Below are 18,286 nucleotides of genomic sequence, written 5' to 3'. Positions count from 1 at the left end.
CAGCACGTCGACGCCGACATGGATGCCGGTGCGCACGCCATAGGCGGCGCCGAACTTCGCCATCCAGATGAACATGTAGATGCACAGTTCCTGCGACCATGCGAGATTGATGCCGAACAGATACGGATAGAGCACCGGCACGTCGACCAGAAAGCGGTGTACGACCGTGATGAAGGTCAAAAGCGTCGCAGCGCCCATCAGGCTCGCGATGATGATTTCCTCGAGCCGGTCCAGAATTTTCAGCAGCATTGATCTCCCCTGTCATGGCCTGATGCGGCAACCGGCCACGGCACCCAGTCCGCGGCCTCACGTGGCCGCGGCATTCGTTAGATTTGCGAGGCGGCTCTCGGCTGAGAGGCCTGTCCACACACTCGGTCCACCTCTCCCGCTTGCGGGGGAGGCCGCATTGCATCGAAGATGCAATGCGGGTGGGGGCTCTCTCCACAACGTGACTCGTGGAGAGAGCCCCCACCCCAACCCTCCCCCGCAAGCGGGAGAGGGAGCGCACCGCCTTCTCGGCGGCTGTTAGGCGATCCGCCTTAGTTCATCGGGCTGCGGCCCGTTTCCTTCAGGAATTCGTCGATCAGCGGCTGGCCGACGCGCGATGCCACGTCCTTGTAGACCGGCATCATCGCCTTGCGCATCGCCTCGTCCTGCTCCGGCGTCAAGGTGACGATCTCGGTCTTGCCGGCCTTCTTGATCTCGGCGAGCGCGTCCTCGTTCTCCTTGGCCGACTGGTTGTTGCCGAACTCGGTTGCTTCCTTCATCGCCTTGTTGAGTTCGTCGCGGATGTCGGCCGGCAGGCCGTCCCAGAACTTCTTGTTCACGACCACGACGTAGCCGATGTAGCCGTGATTGGTGACGGTCGCGTACTTCTGCACCTCATGCATTTTCTGGGTGTAGATGTTCGACCAGGTGTTCTCCTGGCCGTCGACCACGCCGGTCTGCAGCGCCTGGTAGACGTCGGAGAACGCCATCACCTGCGGGATCGAACCGAGCGCGCGGAACTGGGCCTCCAGCACCTTCGACGACTGGATGCGGAATTTCAGTCCCTTGTAGTCGGCCGGCGCGACCAGCTTCTTGTTCGCGCTCATCTGCTTGAAGCCGTTGTCCCAATAGGCGAGACCGGTCATGCCCTTGGAATCCAGCTTCTTGAGCAGCTGGGCGCCGAGCGGACCGTCGGTCACCTTGCGCAGCGATTTCAGGTCGGGGAGGATGTAGGGCAGATCGAAGACTTCGAATTCCTTGATGCCGATCGGGCCGAACTTCGAGTTCGACGGCGCCAGCATCTGCACCGCGCCGAGCTGCAGTGCCTCGAGCTCTTCCTTGTCCTTGTAGAGTGTCGAGTTCGGATAGACCTCGACCTTCACCTTGCCGCCGCTGTACTTCTCGGCGAGTTCCTTGAACTTGTCGGCCGCCTTGCCCTTCGGCGTATCCGAGGCCACCACGTGGCTGAACTTGATGACGATCGGCGACTGCGCCGAGGCCTGCCCGACAAAGGTCAAAGCCACGATCGACGCCGCAGCCAATATGAGTTTACGCATGTTTCCTCCCGCGTAATTGCGGAGCACGAAATACCGGCCCCGAGACATCCGGTCGCACCATTACAGACAAGCAACGACGATTGCCATTGCCCCTTTAGCAGGGGCCAAATTGCCCCATTGCTGCACTGCAAAATCCGATGCGACGGTATCCCTTTCGGCTCTTGCGACCGTTCAATGACACCGCCTGCACGCTGTGCCCGGCCATGGCGGCGCGGTCAATGCGAGGTTTGGCAATGGCGAGTTCGCCGGGCGCGAATGCTGCGCGGTTCTTACCGGCCGTCGTCCCTGCGAAAGCATGGACCCATACTCCGCGGCTTGTGTTGTCAACGGGACTCGTCGTTCCAGCGACGCACAACAATTCTCATTTGGGGTAATGGGTCCTGACCCCCGTGCGCAATTGCGCACTAGGCCAGGACGACGATGAGGATGGTTCTTGCGCGATACGACGCACCGTCATTGCATACCATCTCGGTGTCATCGCCCGGCTCGACCGGGCGATCCAGTATTCCAGAGACGCCGGTGCTGGAATCGAGAAGCCGCGGCGTACTGGATCGCCCGCATGCGCGGGCGATGACAGTTGTGGTGGGGACGCAACTTCGCATTCTCGCGACACGATTTGCTCGAGTCTTACTCTTCGTTCCGCCCTCTCTCTTGAAGAGGGCGCAGGGAAAGCCGGGTGCCGATCGCACCCATGGGCCCCGAGCAATGGAGATAAGCTCGGGGGTAGGACCACAGGTGTAACCGGAAACAACCCGGCTTTCCCTGCGCGATGGCTTACGGCTTACTTCGTGCTCTCCCCGGCGAGACTGGGCTTGCTTGTCACCGCCCTCGCAAGATGCTTTCGCATTTTTGCGAGAGGACACCTGCCGCTAGGGCGTCAGGACCACACGACTTCACCGTCCGCTTCGCGTGCTCTCGTCAGCCACACGCTCGGCGTCCACCGCATCTCGACCCACGCTCGTGACGACCGCGAAGCGCCCCTCGATCGGGTGAGATGGATGTATTGAACATCTGAGTTGGGTGAAACGCCAAGCGGAATATTTTCTTATGGCGATATTGACAGGTTTTGCTGAGTTGCCCGTCGTGTCCAATCGGCAACAGCGGGCAACAAGAGAGAGATTGAACTGAAACGTCATCGCGCCTTGGTCGCGATTTGCAATCTCAGTGGCCGCTGAGCACCAGCGTCTTGACCGGTAGCAGCAGGGCCTGGATGCGCAGCAAGAGCGCGTGCTGCGGCACGATGCCGGGATTGCGGTGTGATCGATTTCTTTTAAAGCATGTTGATCAGGTCGGAATGTCTCAGCTGGCCCCAAAACAGACCATGCACCGCAGCAAACAGCATGGTGCTACTTCCGGAGAAAACGCGATAGATTGAAGTAGCCGCGTGCTCGCGATTCGGAGGGGCCATGTCCAAGTCAACACAGCGCCGAGGCTTGCAGGGTATCGGTCCAAAGGAACGGCCAGCTGTCGAAAGATTTCCCGCTCGGCGATTTCCGATTCAACATGAAATTCAGAGATTGGAAGACGAACTGAATGCCTTCAACGAACGGATAGCAGAATTGGAAGGTGAAGATCACCGGGGTCATGCAATGGAAGTGTTGAAGGCAAATGCGATAGATTTTGCGCGACGGATTGACGAACTTCGCAGCTTGTTAGTCGAACCCACAAAGAGAGGTCGGCCTCCGTAGATCGCTCATCCTTCAGAAGTGGACATCGTCAGGCTGCTGTCGCATGCCCGTTTCCGAGCCACTTCCGGACCGGACTCCCGCAGCGCAGCAAGCAGCCCTATTCGACTACTTCATCGGCGCGCGCGAGAAGGGTCGGAGGAATCGAAATGCCAAGCGTTTTGGCAGTCTTGAGGTTGATCGTCAGATCGAATTTCGTGGGCTGCATGACCGGCAGATCGGCAGGCTTTTCGCCTTTCAGAATGCGTCCTGCGTACGCACCGGCTTTTCGATAGGAATCCGTGATGCTACTGCCATAACTTATGAGTCCGCCCAATGCGACATTCTCGCGCCAGCTGTACATCGCCGGCGTAGCGTGCCGAGCGACAAGCGCGACAATGCGAGATCGCTGGCTGTCGAAAAACGGCTCACCCGCGACAATTAATGCGTCGGGATTTGGCCAAGACTCGAAAACACTCTCCAAGTCCGATTCCGTGCCGGCGTTGAGCACCTGCACCTTAATCCCAGCAGCGCCTCCCGCAGTTGCGGCCGCCTCAGCTTCGAGTTTACCGCTTGGATTGGTCGGATTGACGAGATAGACAAGTGTCTTGATCGTCGGCAACAGTTCCTTCAGAAGCTCGACTTCCTTGGCCTCCAAATCGGCAGTGAAGGTGCTCATGCCCGTGACATTGCCGCCTGGGCGTCCCAAACTGGCAACGAGGCCGAGCCGAACCGGATCAGGGACTGCAGAAAACACGATCGGTATGCTCGAAGTTGCAGCTTTGGCGGCAAGTGCCGAGGGCGGCCCACCAGCGGCGAAGATCATGGCAACGCGCAACCCAATCAACTCAGCTGCAAGCGCGGGAAGCCGATCATAGTATCCTTCGGCCCAACGATACTCGATCGCGATGTTTTGGCCAGCGATGTAACCGGCTTCACCCAGCCCCTGACGAAATGCGGACACGACCGCCTCCGACTCACCAGGTGATCGGCTGCTCAAAAAGCCGATCACCGGCACTCCCGTTTGCTGCGCGCGTGCAGCGAACGGCCAAGCAGTTGCGTTGCCAACAAGTGCGATGAACTCGCGCCGCCGCATTGGAGCTTCCCTGAGCAGAGGCCTTTGCAAACCTTACCACATCACCGAGCGGGTACGGCGTAGTGCAAGACAGCAAATTTGGCGGCCAATGTGTCAAATGGGCCAAAAGGCGACGTCGAGCAGCGCCGCCGCGATATCCGGCTTGCGCCAACAGACATGGCAACGGCTTTGGCCGAGTAGTCCCGCCTCCTCCCCGGCAACCATGTCAAGGGCGGTCATCGGCAGAAATTCTCTTGACCCTCAGTGGCCAGGTTCTGAAATTTCGGCTCGTTGAATCTGCGTGGCAATGCAATCAGGACGGCATGTCCGTCCTCGAGAGGACAAGGTCATGAAATTGTCGTCAAGGTTTGTCGCGCCCTCCGCCATAGCTTTCCTGTCAACTGTCGTGCTGTGCGGCCCTGCTACGTCGCAGACCGCAACAGGCTCCAGCGCCCCGCTTCCCTCCATCACGGTCGACGCGCCGAAGCAGGCGGCAAGGCCAATCAGGCCGAAGGAGGTCGCAAGCCGCGGGGTGGCTGCTCGCCGGACATCGTCGACCGGTCACACGTCATCCTCAAGCGCGCGAACGCCGTCGCCTGCGCCAGATACAGTCTTGGGGAGGATTGCCAGTCTGGAGAAGGTCGCCAGCAACTGCAACGGTGGTTGCGAGTCCAGCCTCCCACACGGCAAAGACCCCTGGGTTGGGTGCAGCGAATCGGCGGGAGGACAAGCCTATGGACCCTTCTCGTCAACGTGCCGAGACAACCTCACCTACAAATCCTACGTGGATTGTGTCGAGACCAAATGGTTCCTGGGCGAGTATCGAAATCGAGCCTACTGGCTTTGCAGCAGCCTGCAGGCCGCCGGGAAGTTTCAAGTCGCCGACCTCAAGCGATCAAGACGTCCGCACTAGAACGTTTTCGAGCCGTTGATCGCTTGGGCCAACGACGACATTGAAAACGCTTCACAGGGACGCAGCACTGCTGCGTCCCTGGATGCTCGTCAGTGCGGCCGCCTCTCGCTTGTGCTCACCGCGACGCGGTGCTGATGTTCTCGCCAAAGAACTTCCATGTCTTGCCGTCGAACTTCGCGAGCTTGAAGGTGTCGAAGGTGGAATAGTCCGTCGGCGACACCGATACCGTGATGCCGGGAAGCAATAGCGGCAGCGAGACCTTGCTCAGGTTGGTGGCCTGCTTCAGCAGATTCTCGCGCGTCAGCACGTCACCGCAGTTCTTCAGGATGATCGCCGTAAACTGCGCCGACAGATAACCGATCTGGTTGCTGCCATCGATCGGATTGCCCTCCGGATACCACTGCTTCATGAAGGCGAGATAATCCTGCACGCCCTTGTCGGTGTCCCATGCCGGGTCGCCCACCACCTTGGTGGCCAGCGCCGTCATGAGGCCGGTGGATGCTTCGAGGCCGGCAGGCTCGAGCACACCGCCGATTGAGCTCGCGACGGATACGATGAAGTGCGTCGGCTTCCAGCCGAGATCGGTAACCTTACGGATCGCCTGCGCGCCGAACTTCGGCGTCGTGATCGTCATCAGCACGTCGGCGCCGGTGGCCTTCAGATTGACGATCTGCGAATCGATCGTGGGATCGGTCACCTCGTAGCTGAGCTCCTTGACGATGAGACCGGCCTTCTCTCCCAGCCCCTCCTTGAAGCCCTTCAGATAGTCCTTGCCGAAGTCGTCATTCTGGTAAATCACGCCGATCTTCGCGTTGGGCAGCTCCTTGGCGATGTACTTGGCGTAGATCTTCGCTTCCTGCGCATAGGGCGGATAGAACGGCGTGGTCCAGGGGAATTCCTTCGGATCGTTCCACTTCGAGGCCCCGGTGGAGATCAGCAGATGCGGGATCTTCTTGCCGTTCAAATATTTTTGGATCGACGAATTTGTCGGTGTGCCCAGTGAGCCGATATTGGCAAGGATCTCATCCTGCTCCACGAGCTTGCGTGTCTGCTCCACCGTCTTCGGCGGGCTATAGCCGTCGTCCATGCTCAGCAGCGTGATCTTCCGGCCGTTGATTCCGCCCTGGCTGTTGATCATCTTCCAGTATGCGGCTTCGGCCCTGCCCTGCGTGCCATACGCCGAAGCCGGACCGCTGTAGGGCATGGTCTGCCCGATCTTGATTTCGGTATCGCTGGCGCCGGGATCGTATTTCTTGTCGGCAGCGAGAACCGCCGACGTGGAAACAAGGCTGAGCGCGGCGACGGCCGCGAGCGTGATGCAACGCATGTGTTCTCCCCATTCGCGCCGCTGTTTGCCGCGGCGTCCGGCGAGATCATGATCAAGCCCGTGCGAGATGTCGACCCCTGAAGTCGGGACATCTCCCTGCATTAGCCGTCACAGCCCCATCCAGTTCATAACGGCGCCGAACGTTGCCCACAGCGTCCATCCGAGCCCCAGCAGGCAGATCAGCGCAGCCGCCATCGCAATCGTCAGCAGCAGGCCGTCCTCCTGCAGGTAGGCGACCGCGATCAGGACCACCACCATTCCCGGAATGACATTCACCAGAGGCAGCGGCCAGCCTGCCGAGAAGGCGAGGAGAAACACGACCAGTCCGACCAGGCGATCGATCACGTCGCGGCGCGCGTCCCAGCGCGGCCGGCTGACGCGCTCGATCGCCTGCAGCATCGGACGGACCAGGACGGTGAATCGCTTGAAGCGCTTGAAGTCGAACTGCCGCTTCGACAGGAAACGCGGAAACGACGGCGCGCTGCGGCCACGCATCATCTCGACCGCCGGAAACAGCAGCGCCAGCGTCGCAACCGTCGCGACGCCGGGGATGATCACCAGCAGCCCCAGGAGCAGCAGGAGAAGGCCGAACGACCGCTTATCCAGGTTGCTGAGGAGCCATTCGAGATCGACGGGGCCGTCCGGTGCTTGAGCGACGAGTTCCTCAAGAAGTTGGGACGTGTGCGTGGGCGCCAATGGGGCTCCGGACGAAGGGGACATAGCTGCCAAAGTGGTCAGACTCGGCATCGATTGCAACAGCTGCCGAAGCAGACTAGGAAGCATGGGTGACCAACGATTCCGATCAGGCATGGCAGCGCCATGCGCCGTCAAGCCCAATTCCCGCCACGCGCCGCCGCTGGCCGTGGTTCCTGCTGATCGTCATCATCGCCTGTGCGGGCGCCGGGGGCGTCTACGCCTGGCCCCAGATCGCGCCGCTGGTCCCGTCCCTGGGCAACGAAGCGGCGAGCGAAAAGGTGGCCGCTGGCGACAAGGAGACGTTGCCTGATCTGCTCGCGACCCAGCAGAAGCTCGAGGATGACATCGGCGCGCTCAGCAAGTCGGTGGCGGACCAGCAGGAGCAACTGAAGACCGTCGTCGACCAATTGGCGAGCCTGACCTCGAAGGTCGACGCGCTCCAGCGCCCCGCCCCGGCTCCCGTGCCGCCGCCGGCCACGGCAGCGGCCGAACAGCCGCGTGCACCAGTCGCGCAGGCTGCCCCGAAGCCCCGAAAGCCGCCGCCGGTTCGGGCGCCAAAACCGGCAGGTCCGATTTCGACCGGCGGCGCGCCGCTCAACGTGGCACCCGGCGCCGGGGATCGCTGAGCCGCGCCGCGGTCAGCGCAAGATTAACGCAACCAGCTGATGACGGCAGCCTATGCGCGCGGCCGCTCCATGCCCGCCCGCCTGATGGCCGCGCGCAAGATAGCGGTATCGGAGGAAAGGAAATCGATCAGGCGCCTGGCTGCGTCTGGCAACTTTGAGTCGCTGACAACAGCGGCCGTGAAGGTCTGCACAAGCTGGAGATCCGCAGGCAGCAGGCCGACGACCTCGATACCGGTCTCCTGCACCAGCTCGCTGGTCGGCCCGATCGAGAAATTTGCCTTGCCCGCGCGCAGCGCTTCGGCCGCCTCGGTCCCGCGCGCCTCGAGGGTGAGCCGCACCCTGTCCGGCAAATCCAGCCTGGGGAAGACCTTGTCGCGGACGAATTGTCCGCTGGTGCTGCTTGGCGCCACCACCTGGCCCGCATCGATCAAGGCCTTCCTCAGCGCGATCGCGTTGCCGATGTCCGGCTTGGGAGCGCCTGAGCGAACCGCGGCCGCCAAGGGCGCCGTCGCGAGGCCGGTGTCGGATCCCGCACGAATCCGCCCGTCTTCGTTCAGCTTGTGCAGTCCCTCTCGCGAAAGGATCACGACGTCCGCCTTGGTGCCGTGCGCAAGCTGGTGCCTGATCGTTTTCGGACCAGTGCCCTCCGATGCGCCGGATCCGGTCTCCACCTTGATGCCCGTGCTTCGCTCGAATTCGGGCAGGACTTCCCGGTAGACCGCAGCGAAGCCGCCCGAAATGATCACCCTGATCGTGTCCGGGGTATCGGCGATTGCCGGCGTCAAGGCAGCAGCACCGTGTCGGCGGCCCGTTGGCTCATTTCTGAAGGTTCGCGGCAAACAGTTTGGCCGCCTCGGCCTTCGATTCCTGATCGGCCTTGGCGTCGTATCTGAGCGGCAGGTTGAACTTCTTGCCGAGTTCGGTCGCTTCAGGGTTCGTGAACGCGTGCACGGCGCCCGGATACTCGATGACCCGGTAATCGGCCTTCGCTGCGTCGAAATCCTTCTTCAGCGCGTCGTACTGCTCGCGCTGCACGAACGGGTCGTCCGCGCCGTTCAGAATCAGGATCTTCGCCTTGACGGTGCGCGGCGCCGGTGCGGGCGTGTTGAGACCGAGCGTGGCGTGAAAGCCCGCAACGGCGGCGAGATCAGCCCCGGTGCGCGCCATGTTCAGCACCACCGCGCCGCCGAAGCAGTAACCGACGGCGCCGATCCGCTGCGGATTGACCGAAGCCTGCTTGGCGAGTTGCTCACGCGCGGCGTTGAAGCGCTGCTCCATCACCTTCGCATCCTTCATCACCGACCCCGCGAGCGCGCCGGCGTCCTTCGGGTTGTCGGCGGTCTTGGCGTCGCCGTACATGTCCGCAATGAAGGCTGTGTAGCCCTGCTCCGCGAACTTCCGCGCCTCGTTATGGATATGCGGCGTGATGCCCCACCATTCGTGCACCATGACGATGCCGGGCCGCTTGGCCGTCGTCGCGTCGTCATAGACCACGAAGCCCTTCATCGTGGTCTCGCCGTCCGAGTAGGTGACCTGCTCTTCCTTGACCGCGGCGTGTGCGCTCGCGACCATTGCGATGGCGCAAAGTGCTCCGACGATGATCGTTCGCATGCTGATCTCCCTGCGGATTCACGTCGCTTCGTTGCGTTTATTTTGGCCCGGACGGCTATTCCGCCGCCGTCCGGATATCGATCTTCTCGGCGCGCACCGCGCAAAACTTGAACTCCGGAATCTTGCCGAACGGATCGAGCGCCGGGTTGGTCAACAGGTTCGCCGCCGCTTCCGCGTAGCAGAACGGCATGAAGACCATGTTCTCAGGCACGTCGCGGTCGGCGCGCACCTTGACCTCGACCGCGCCGCGGCGCGTCTCGAGGCGGATGAAGTCGCCGGGCGCGAGCCCCTTCTTGCGCATGTCCTTCGGCGTCATGAACGCGACCGCCTCGGGCTCGATCTGGTCGAGCACCTGCGCGCGACGCGTCATCGAGCCGGTGTGCCAGTGCTCGAGCACGCGGCCGGTCGACAGCACCATCGGGTACTCGTCGTCGGGCAATTCATCCGGCGGGATCACCTTGGCCGGCACGATCTTGCCGCGGCCGCTCTCGGTCGGGAAGCCGGTCGTGAAGATGATCTCATTGCCCGGCTTGTCCGGATCGTCGACCGGATAGGTCACGGCGCCCTCGCGGACCAGCCGCTCCCAGGTGATGTTCTTCAGCGACGGCATGAGCTGCGCCATCTCGGTGAAGACCTCGCCGGGGCCGGCGTAATTCCAGGGCAAGCCCATCCGCTTGGCGATCTCCTGGATGATCCAGAGATCCTGCCGCGCGTCGCCCGGCGGCTTGATCACCTCGCGCGCCAGCTGCACGCGGCGGTCGGTGTTGGTGAAGGAGCCAGATTTCTCGGCGAACGCCGAGGCCGGCAGGATGACGTCGGCATGGAACGCGGTCTCGGTGACGAACAAATCCTGCACCACGAGATGATCGAGCTTCGCCAGCGCCTGACGCGCGTGCTGCAAATCCGGATCGGACATCGCGGGATTTTCGCCCTCGACATACATGCCGTGGATTTCGCCGGCGTGGATCGCGTTCATGATCTCGACCACGGTCAGCCCGCGCACCGGATCGAGCTGCTGCCCCCACAGTTTCTCGAAGGCGCCGCGCATGTCGTCGCGGCCGACCGGCTGATAGTCCGGCAGGAACATCGGGATCAGGCCGGCGTCGGAGGCGCCCTGCACGTTGTTCTGGCCGCGCAGCGGATGCAGCCCGGTGCCGGGGCGGCCGACCTGGCCGGTGATCAGGGCGAGCGCGATCAGGCAGCGTGCATTGTCGGTGCCGTGGACATGCTGGCTGATGCCCATGCCCCAGAAGATGATCGACGACTTGGCGCGGGCATAGGCACGCGCCACCTCGCTCAGTGTCTCCGCGGGAATACCGCAGATCGGCGACATGCGCTCCGGCGTGAACTCCTGGATCTTGGCCTTCAGCTCGTCATAGCCCTCGGTATAGCCGGCGATGTACTGCTCGTCGGTCAGGCCCTCGGTGATGATCGTGTGGATCATCGCGTTCAGCATCGCGACGTCGCTGCCCGGCTTGAATGCGAGATGCTGCGTGGCGTGGCGCGACAGCGACTGCCGCCGCGGGTCCATCACGTACAGCTTGGCGCCGCGCTTGGCGGCGTTCTTGATGTAGGTCGCGGCGACCGGATGGTTCACGGTCGGATTGGCGCCGATCACCCAGATCACCTCGGCGTCGGCAGCGGCCGCGAACGGCGCCGACACCGCGCCGGAGCTCAGTCCCTCGAACAAGGCCGCGACCGACGACGCGTGACACAACCGCGTGCAGTGGTCGACATTGTTGGAGCCGAAGCCGGTGCGGACCAGCTTCTGGAACAGATAGGCTTCCTCGTTCGAGCCCTTGGCCGAACCGAACCCGGCGAGCGCCTTGGCGCCCTTCTCGTCGCGGATTTTCTTCAAGCCCGCCGCGGCAAGATCGAGCGCCTCTTCCCAGGATGCCTCGCGGAAATGGGTGTAGGGATTGGCCGGATCGACCTGGTCGTTGGCATCCTTCTTCACGCCCGGCAGCCGCACCAGCGGCTTGGTCAGCCGGTTCGGGTGGTGGATGTAGTCGAAGCCGAAGCGGCCCTTGACGCAGAGCCGGTTGTGATTGGCGGGGCCATCACGGCCTTCGGCGTAGATCACCTTCTCGTCCTTGACCTCGTAGGTGACCTGACAGCCGACGCCGCAATACGGGCACAGCGAGTCCACCTTGCGGTCGGGCCAGGTGACGCGGGTCTGCTTGTCGTCGAGCATGACTGCCGGCATTAGCGCCCCGGTCGGACACGCCTGGACGCACTCGCCGCAGGCGACGCAGGTCGATTCGCCCATCGGATCGTCGAAGTCGAATACGATTTTCGAGCCGTGATTACGATAAGCCATACCGATCACGTCATTGACCTGCACCTCGCGGCACGCCCGCACGCAGAGGCCGCACTGGATGCAGGCGTCGAGATTGACGCGCATCGCCGGATGGCTGGTGTCGGCGTGCCAACGCTCAGTGGCGGGGAAGCGGCTCTCGGTCACGCCGGTCTTCTCGGCCCAGTGCCAGAATTTCGAGTCCGGATCGTGCGAGGTCTCGCGGGCCGGCTGGTCGGCGACGAGCAGCTCCATCACCATCTTCTGCGCCGCGACGGCGCGCTGGCTGGCCGACTTCACCTTCATCCCGACCGAAGGCGTCCGCTTGCAGGACGCCGCCAGCACGCGCTCGCCTTCGATCTCGACCATGCAGGCGCGGCAATTGCCGTCCGGCCGATAGTCCGGCGCGGGCGAATAGCAGAGATGCGGGATCTCGGTGCCCTGGCGCTTGGCGACCTGCCAGATCGTTTCGCCGGCCCGCGCCTCGACCTGTTTGCCGTCGAGCTCGAACTGGATGGTCTGGCCGGAGATGTGATCGTTGCTCATTCAAATCCTCGTCGAAATTCGCCCTGCCCGGCCCGCCTATTCAGCGGCTTGCTGCGGACGAAACCCGTCCGGAAAATATTTGATCACGGATGTCAGCGGATTGGAGGCCGCCTGACCAAGGCCGCAGATCGACGCGTCGCGCATCGCCTGGCTCAATTGGTCGAGCAGCTCCTTGTTCCAGACCGGCTGCTGCATCAACAGCGCCGCCTTCTCGGTTCCGGCGCGGCAAGGCGTGCATTGCCCGCAGCTCTCGTCCTCGAAGAACTTCATCAGGTTCAGCGCGGCCTCCCTGACGTCATCGGCCTGCGAGAGCACGATGACGGCGGCGGAGCCGATGAAGCAGCCGTATTTCTCCAGCGTGCCGAAATCGAGCGGGATGTCGTCCATCGATGCCGGCAGGATGCCGCCCGACGCGCCGCCCGGCAGATAGGCCTGGAGGCTGTGGCCGTCGGCCATGCCGCCGCAGAACTCGTCGATCAGTTGGCGCAGGGTGATGCCGACGGGCGCGAGCTTGACGCCGGGATCCTTGACGCGTCCCGACACCGAGAAGCTGCGCAGGCCGTGGCGCTCGTTGCGGCCGTGGCTCTTCCACCAGTCGGCGCCCTTCTCGACGATGTCGCGAACCCACCACAACGTCTCTATGTTGTTGATCAGCGTCGGCAGGCCGAACAGCCCGACCTGGAACGGATATGGCGGCTTGTGCCGCGGCAGGCCGCGCTTGCCCTCGATCGATTCCAGCAGCGAGGATTCCTCGCCGCAGATATAGGCGCCGGCGCCGCGCCGCAGATGCAGCACAGGGCAGCCGGGCGGAAGCTTTGCGATCTCGCGCGCGAGGATCTCGCGGCAGGCCGGGTACTCGTCGCGGATGTAGATGTAGACTTCGGGCGCCTCGACCACGTGGGCACCGATCAGCATGCCCTCGAGGAAGCGATGCGGATCGGTCTCGAGATAGTATCGGTCCTTGAACGTGCCGGGCTCGCCTTCGTCGCCGTTCACCGCCATCAGCCGCGGGCCGGGCTCGCCGAGCACGGCGCGCCACTTGCGGCCGGTCGGGAAACCGGCGCCGCCGAGACCGCGCAGCGAGGCATCGTCGAGCGCTTTCAGCAGATCTTCGCGCGGCAGCTCGCCAGCGCGCAAGCGCGCCAGCAGTTTGTATCCGCCGTCGGCGACATAAGCGTCGTAATCGACGTAGGGCGGGAGATGCACATGGGTGTCGCCGCTCTTCGTCGCCGCGAGCACGTTGCTGACGGTCGCATGGTCGACGAAGTTGTGGCCGACCTCCGCGGTGGGTGCGGTGTCGCATCGGCCGACGCACGGCGCCCGCACCACGCGGATGCCGGGTCCGGCCCGGCTCTGGAGATCCTTCAGCAGCTTCTCGCCGCCGAGCATCGCGCAGGTCAGGGAATCGCAGACACGCACGGTGAGCGGCGCGATATCAGGCTCGCCTTCCTTCACGATGTCGAAATGCGCATAGAAGGTCGCGGTCTCGAACACTTCGGCGAATGACAGCCGCATCTCGTCGGCGAGCGCCGCAAGATGCGCCGCCGAAATCTCATGGTATTTGTCCTGGATCAGATGCAGGTATTCGATCAAGAGGTCGCGACGCCGCGGCCGATCCGCGAGCAGCACCTCGATCTCATGAGCGGCCGCGGGATCGACCTGGCGTCCCTTGGGCGTGGCTTTCGCCCGCTTCCTACCGGCTCCGGGATGCTCGAACGCGCGGACCTTGTGAACGTCGTCTCCACTCATGAAACCTCGCCTTGGAACCCGGCTTTGCGCAAGTTGCGCCGGTTCAACCCAACTCTATTCTCTGGCATGCCACAGGCAAGCATATTTAGAACGCCTCTAGCAGCGTCGGGTTGCCGCGCAGGCTGTTGTTAATGTTTACCTATCGGTCGATCTGAATTCCCGATCGCGCGAGCATCCGGCTCACGCGATCTCGACCGCGTCTGCAGCCTCAGAGCAGGTCGGCGTAGCCGAGAAAGCCGACCGCATCGCCCGGCTCGACCCGCACGATGGACTCGCCGAGTTCGATCAGCCCATCGGTCTCGACCAGCGACGACAACAGGCCAGCCCCTTCGCGGGGAAACTTGGTCGCCTCCAGCGCGCCGTCCGCCGCCCGGCGCAGCGAGGCGCGGACATATTCGCGGCGGCCGCCCTTCTTCTTGTAACTGAAGGCGGCCCGGACCGGCATCGGCAGCAAGGCAGACGGCACGGCGCCCGACAGCGCCAGCACGGTCGGCCGCACCACATGGACGAAGGTGACGAAGCTCGCCACCGGATTGCCGGGCAGGCCGATCAGCGGCGTGCCGTCGACTACTCCCATCGCCACCGGACGGCCCGGCTTGATCGCCATCCGCCACAGCACCAGCGAGCCGGCCTGTTCGATGCCGGCCTTGACGTGGTCCTCTTCGCCGGTCGAGACGCCGCCGGTGGTCAGGATCAGGTCATAGCGTTGCGCGGCCTGCTTGAGCGCGGCGGCAAGTTCGGCCCGTTCGTCCCGCAGGATGCCGAGATCGCCGACCTCGCAACCGAGCCGCCGCAGCATCGCCATCAGCATGAAGCGGTTGGAATCGAATAATTGAGCGTCAGCGCGCGGGCTCCCCGGCGCGGCCAGCTCGTCGCCGGTCGAGAACACCCCGACACGCAGACGCCGCACCACATCGAGCGTGGTGAGCCCAAAGGCCGCGGCGACGGCGACGTCCTGCGGCCGCAGGCGCCGGCCCGACGCCAGCGCGACATGGCCGCGCGGAATGTCTTCGCCGGCCGGACGTACATTGGCGCCGGTCTTCAGGCCTGACGGCAGGACCACGTTGCCCGCATCGTCGATCCGCACGTCTTCCTGCATGAACACGGTGTCGGTGCCGTCGGGCATCGGCGCACCGGTGAAGATCCGCACCGCCTGGCCGGGCAGCGCGGGCTGTGCCGGCGCTCCCGCCTGCACGCGGCCGGCGACGGGAAACGCTCGCTCGCCGCTCGCCGGCAGGTCCGTGCCGGACAGCGCATAACCGTCGACGGCGGAATTCATGAAAGGCGGCAGCGGCAGCGGCGCGGCCACGTCGTGGCTGAGGATGCGTCCGTCGGCGTCTACCAGGGCAACGGCTTCCGTCTCGCCGACCGGCTTGACGCGCGAGGCGATGATCGCGACGGCCTCGTCGACCGACATCATCGGTCCGCCGAAAGCGAAGCAGTCGTCGGAAAGCTGCGCCATGATGTTCCTCAGTCCTCGGCCATCGACAAGATTTGTTCGACCCACATCGCGAACCGCGGCGTTATCCTCAAAGCCGGACCATCCGTGACGAATCCTTGGCAGTTCCGGCGAAGCGGCGGAGAGTGGCCAGTCCGTCTCCGATCGTGCTTATATCCCCTGCTTCGCTGCCATGTGAACCCATCGGGACGCCGCCCTGTGACCGAGAAGACCGCCGCTCCCATTATTGTTCCGGACCCGGACGATCCGCGACTGACGGAGCGCGTCACAGGCGTCGATCAGACGGGCGCGCCGACCGAGATCAGGGTACCGGTCGAGCGGCCGCTGACGCTGTACCTCAACGCGCAGGAGATCGTCACGATGATGACGATCAACGACTATCCCGAATACCTTGCGCTCGGCTACCTCCTGAACCAGAACATGCTCAAATACGACGACGTCGTTACCGAGGTCGAATATGACGACGATCTCCAGGTGGTGGTGGTACGCACCGCCCACCACACCAATTTCGAGGCGAAGCTGAAGAAGCGCACGCAGACCTCCGGCTGCGCCCAGGGGACGGCGTTCGGCGACCTGCTCGAAGCCGTCGAGAAGGTCGCGCTGCCGAAGGCCGAACTGCGGACCTCGTGGCTCTACCAGATGACCCACACCATCAACACGATGCCGTCGCTCTATCTGGAAGCGGGCGCCATTCACGGCTGCGTGCTGTGCAAGGAAAGCACGCCGGTCTGCTACACCGAGGACGTCGGCCGGCACAACGCCGTCGACAAGATCGCGGGCTGGATCTATCGCCACAACGTCGATCCGGCCGACAAGATCCTCTACACCACGGGACGGCTCACATCGGAGATGGTGATCAAGACGGTGCGGATGGGCATCCCGATCCTGGTCTCCCGCTCCGGATTCACGGCGTGGGGCGTCGATCTGGCGCGGCAGGTCGGACTGACGCTGGTTGGGCGCGCCCGCGGCAAGCGCTTCATCGCGCTGTCGGGCCAGGAGCGGATCGTTTACGACCAGAACCTCGACTATGTCGAAGAGGAATCGATGCGTCACAAGCGCAAAGGCGAGGCCGACAATGACTGATATCCCGGGCGTGCTGCTGGCCGGCGGCCTCGCGCGGCGGATGGGCGGCGGCGACAAGCCGATGCGCAAGATTGCCGGCCGCACGATTCTGCAACGGGTGATCGACCGTCTCGCCCCGCAATGCAGCGGGCTGATCATCAACGCCAATGGCGACCCCGCGCGCTTCGCCGCCTTCGGCCTTCCCGTCGTCGCCGACGATGTCGCCGATTATCCGGGCCCCCTCGCCGGCATCCTGGCCGCGCTCGACTGGACTGCGGCCAACCGGCCGGATGCGAAATGGGTGCTGAGCGCGGCAGGCGACTGCCCGTTTCTGCCGCGCGATCTTGTCGCACGCCTGGAGCAGGCGCGCGCGGCGGAGAATGCCGAGCTCGCCGTCGCGTCATCGGGCGGCCAGGTGCATCCCGTCATCGGTCTGTGGAGCGTGCCGTTGCGGAGCGAATTGCGCCATGCGCTGGTCGAGGAGGACGTGCGCAGGATCGATCGCTGGACCGCGCGCTATCCGCTGGCAACAGTCGAGTGGCCGACCGAGCCGCTGGATCCGTTCTTCAATGCCAACACCGTCGAAGACATTATGGAAGCCGATCGCCTCGCCGCGCTCGACGGCGGCTAAGACGCGCGGCTGCGTTTGCGTCCGGAACGAACATCCTCGGCTGCGAGCGCGCAGGCAGCTAGCCGAGCTGTCCGCCGGCCCGCCCTCTCCGATCCGTTTCGACGGCGCGCAGATAGTCCAGCATCAGGCGGCCGGTTCCGGACAGATGCGCGGCATCGCGGACCACGATCTTCAGCTCGCGCCGCCCCCAATCGTCGCGCAGGGGGATCGCACGAAGGCCCATGCCGGCGCCGACGACCGCGAAGGCGCGATCGGGGATCAGGCCGAGCCCCATATTGGCCTGCACCATGCGGCAGACCGCATCGAAGCCGGGCACGTTGATGCGCAGCCGCATCGTCTTGCCGGCTTGTGTGGCCGCATATTGCGAGCGCAGATAGATCGAGCTCGCGGTGTGCAGGCCGATGTGGTCGAAATCGAGCGTCTCGGTGAACAGCAATTTCTCGCGACCGGCCAGCTGATGGTCCGGCCGCATCACGACCACCAGATTGTCGTAGCGATAGTGGAAGGCTTCGAGCGCGCGGCTGTCGGCCTCGGCCGAGCAGATGCCGATCTCGGCCGCGCCCTCCTCGATGCCGCGGACCACCTGCCCACTCGGCCGCTCCTGCAGATCGACGCGAAGCAGCTCGTGCGCCGCAAAGAAGGCGGAGAGGTCCTCCGGCAAATACTGCACGATCGCCGAGAGGTTGGCGAGCATGCGGACATGGCCGCGCACGCCTTGCGAATATTCCGACAGCTCGACCGCGATCTTCTCGACATTGAGCAGCGTGACCCGGGCGTGATGCAGCAGCGCCTCGCCGGCCGGCGTCAGCGCCATGCCCTTGGCGAGCCGCTTGAACAGCGTGACGCCGAACGCCAGCTCGAAATCGTTCATCCGCTTCGACACCGCCGACGCCGCGATCCCCTCGCGCTGCGCGGCGCGGGTGAGGTTCTGCTCGTCGCAGACGGCGACGAAGAGGCGAAGCGTGGTGAGATCCACCCGGCGGGTCAGCGCGGTCTCCGCGGGCGTGGCGGTACGCGAGATGTTGTCGACGTCGATGGAGGCAAGCGGCATGGACGGCGTCCCCGGGAAAGACCGCAGGGTAGCGCT

The 18,286-nt window shown here is 63.9% G+C and carries 15 protein-coding genes; 3 read left to right on the top strand and 12 right to left on the bottom strand.

The features are described from left to right. The 6 genes from Q0030_RS39085 to Q0030_RS39060 all read right to left on the bottom strand — a co-directional run. Positions 1-249 (bottom strand): TRAP transporter small permease subunit (locus tag Q0030_RS39085; protein ID WP_298380044.1); only part of this gene is annotated, 249 nt, incomplete at its 3' end. A gap of 290 nt (positions 250-539) precedes the next feature. Then, positions 540-1,544, bottom strand: coding sequence for a TRAP transporter substrate-binding protein (locus Q0030_RS39080; RefSeq protein WP_298380042.1), 1,005 nt, complete (start codon positions 1,542-1,544; stop codon positions 540-542). Positions 1,545-3,329: 1,785 nt separating this feature from the next. Beyond that, the gene (locus Q0030_RS39075) at positions 3,330-4,304 is read right to left on the bottom strand and encodes an ABC transporter substrate-binding protein (protein ID WP_298380040.1); all 975 of its coding nucleotides are present in this window, start codon (positions 4,302-4,304) and stop codon (positions 3,330-3,332) included. Positions 4,305-4,397: 93 nt separating this feature from the next. Next, positions 4,398-4,523 carry a hypothetical protein gene (locus tag Q0030_RS39070; protein ID WP_298380038.1) on the bottom strand — a complete coding sequence of 42 codons (126 nt, stop codon included), beginning with the start codon at positions 4,521-4,523 and terminating at the stop codon, positions 4,398-4,400. Positions 4,524-5,311: 788 nt separating this feature from the next. Then, on the bottom strand, positions 5,312-6,523 hold the full coding sequence (locus Q0030_RS39065) for an ABC transporter substrate-binding protein (protein ID WP_298380035.1): 1,212 nt from the start codon (positions 6,521-6,523) through the stop codon (positions 5,312-5,314). Positions 6,524-6,631: 108 nt separating this feature from the next. Next, entirely contained in the window at positions 6,632-7,219 is a 588-nt protein-coding gene (locus Q0030_RS39060; protein ID WP_212310425.1) for an exopolysaccharide biosynthesis protein, read from the bottom strand. Between the two features lie 89 nt (positions 7,220-7,308). On the opposite strand from Q0030_RS39060, the gene Q0030_RS39055 reads away from it, so the two are divergent. Then, positions 7,309-7,845, top strand: coding sequence for a hypothetical protein (locus Q0030_RS39055; RefSeq protein WP_298380031.1), 537 nt, complete (start codon positions 7,309-7,311; stop codon positions 7,843-7,845). Positions 7,846-7,895: 50 nt separating this feature from the next. On the opposite strand, the gene Q0030_RS39050 is transcribed toward Q0030_RS39055, so the two are convergent. The 5 genes from Q0030_RS39050 to glp all read right to left on the bottom strand — a co-directional run bounded on the left by Q0030_RS39050 (position 7,896) and on the right by glp (position 15,509). Continuing rightward, on the bottom strand, positions 7,896-8,630 hold the full coding sequence (locus Q0030_RS39050) for a substrate-binding domain-containing protein (protein ID WP_298380029.1): 735 nt from the start codon (positions 8,628-8,630) through the stop codon (positions 7,896-7,898). 31 nt (positions 8,631-8,661) lie between these two features. Next, entirely contained in the window at positions 8,662-9,456 is a 795-nt protein-coding gene (locus Q0030_RS39045) for a dienelactone hydrolase family protein (RefSeq protein ID WP_298380027.1), read from the bottom strand. Between the two features lie 55 nt (positions 9,457-9,511). Further along, positions 9,512-12,298 (bottom strand): formate dehydrogenase subunit alpha, encoded by a 2,787-nt coding sequence (gene fdhF, locus Q0030_RS39040; RefSeq protein WP_298380024.1) that lies wholly within the window; start codon positions 12,296-12,298, stop codon positions 9,512-9,514. Between the two features lie 36 nt (positions 12,299-12,334). Then, on the bottom strand, positions 12,335-14,047 hold the full coding sequence (locus Q0030_RS39035; RefSeq protein ID WP_298380021.1) for an NADH-ubiquinone oxidoreductase-F iron-sulfur binding region domain-containing protein: 1,713 nt from the start codon (positions 14,045-14,047) through the stop codon (positions 12,335-12,337). 208 nt (positions 14,048-14,255) lie between these two features. Continuing rightward, complete coding sequence (gene glp / locus Q0030_RS39030) at positions 14,256-15,509, bottom strand: gephyrin-like molybdotransferase Glp (RefSeq protein WP_298380018.1); 1,254 nt, start codon at positions 15,507-15,509, stop codon at positions 14,256-14,258. A gap of 195 nt (positions 15,510-15,704) precedes the next feature. Between glp and Q0030_RS39025 the strand changes: the two genes are divergently transcribed. Continuing rightward, complete coding sequence (locus Q0030_RS39025; protein WP_298380015.1) at positions 15,705-16,589, top strand: formate dehydrogenase accessory sulfurtransferase FdhD; 885 nt, start codon at positions 15,705-15,707, stop codon at positions 16,587-16,589. Then, a complete protein-coding gene (gene mobA, locus Q0030_RS39020) occupies positions 16,582-17,199 on the top strand; it encodes a molybdenum cofactor guanylyltransferase MobA (RefSeq protein WP_298380013.1) in 618 nt (205 codons plus the stop codon). The genes Q0030_RS39025 and mobA overlap by 8 nt, the downstream gene beginning before the upstream one ends. A 58-nt stretch (positions 17,200-17,257) precedes the next feature. Here the strand turns inward: mobA and Q0030_RS39015 are convergent, their stop codons facing one another. Beyond that, on the bottom strand, positions 17,258-18,250 hold the full coding sequence (locus Q0030_RS39015) for a LysR family transcriptional regulator (RefSeq protein ID WP_298380008.1): 993 nt from the start codon (positions 18,248-18,250) through the stop codon (positions 17,258-17,260). Between the last annotated feature and the right edge of the window lie 36 nt (positions 18,251-18,286).

The sequence above is a fragment of the uncultured Bradyrhizobium sp. genome, from assembly GCF_947648125.1.
In the GTDB taxonomy this organism is placed as follows: domain Bacteria; phylum Pseudomonadota; class Alphaproteobacteria; order Rhizobiales; family Xanthobacteraceae; genus Bradyrhizobium.
The sequence above is the reverse complement of the archived record's forward strand: the minus strand, read 5'-3'. Positions and strand labels throughout refer to the sequence as shown.

Coding starts and splice junctions, on each gene's coding strand:
- Q0030_RS39035 (WP_298380021.1), bottom strand. CDS start 14,047: ATGAGTGGAGACGACGTTCACAAGGTCCGCGCGTTCGAGCATCCCGGA.
- Q0030_RS39045 (WP_298380027.1), bottom strand. CDS start 9,456: ATGCGAACGATCATCGTCGGAGCACTTTGCGCCATCGCAATGGTCGCG.
- Q0030_RS39015 (WP_298380008.1), bottom strand. CDS start 18,250: ATGCCGCTTGCCTCCATCGACGTCGACAACATCTCGCGTACCGCCACG.
- Q0030_RS39080 (WP_298380042.1), bottom strand. CDS start 1,544: ATGCGTAAACTCATATTGGCTGCGGCGTCGATCGTGGCTTTGACCTTT.
- Q0030_RS39070 (WP_298380038.1), bottom strand. CDS start 4,523: ATGACCGCCCTTGACATGGTTGCCGGGGAGGAGGCGGGACTACTCGGC.
- Q0030_RS39075 (WP_298380040.1), bottom strand. CDS start 4,304: ATGCGGCGGCGCGAGTTCATCGCACTTGTTGGCAACGCAACTGCTTGG.
- glp (WP_298380018.1), bottom strand. CDS start 15,509: ATGGCGCAGCTTTCCGACGACTGCTTCGCTTTCGGCGGACCGATGATG.
- fdhF (WP_298380024.1), bottom strand. CDS start 12,298: ATGAGCAACGATCACATCTCCGGCCAGACCATCCAGTTCGAGCTCGAC.
- mobA (WP_298380013.1), top strand. CDS start 16,582: ATGACTGATATCCCGGGCGTGCTGCTGGCCGGCGGCCTCGCGCGGCGG.
- Q0030_RS39065 (WP_298380035.1), bottom strand. CDS start 6,523: ATGCGTTGCATCACGCTCGCGGCCGTCGCCGCGCTCAGCCTTGTTTCC.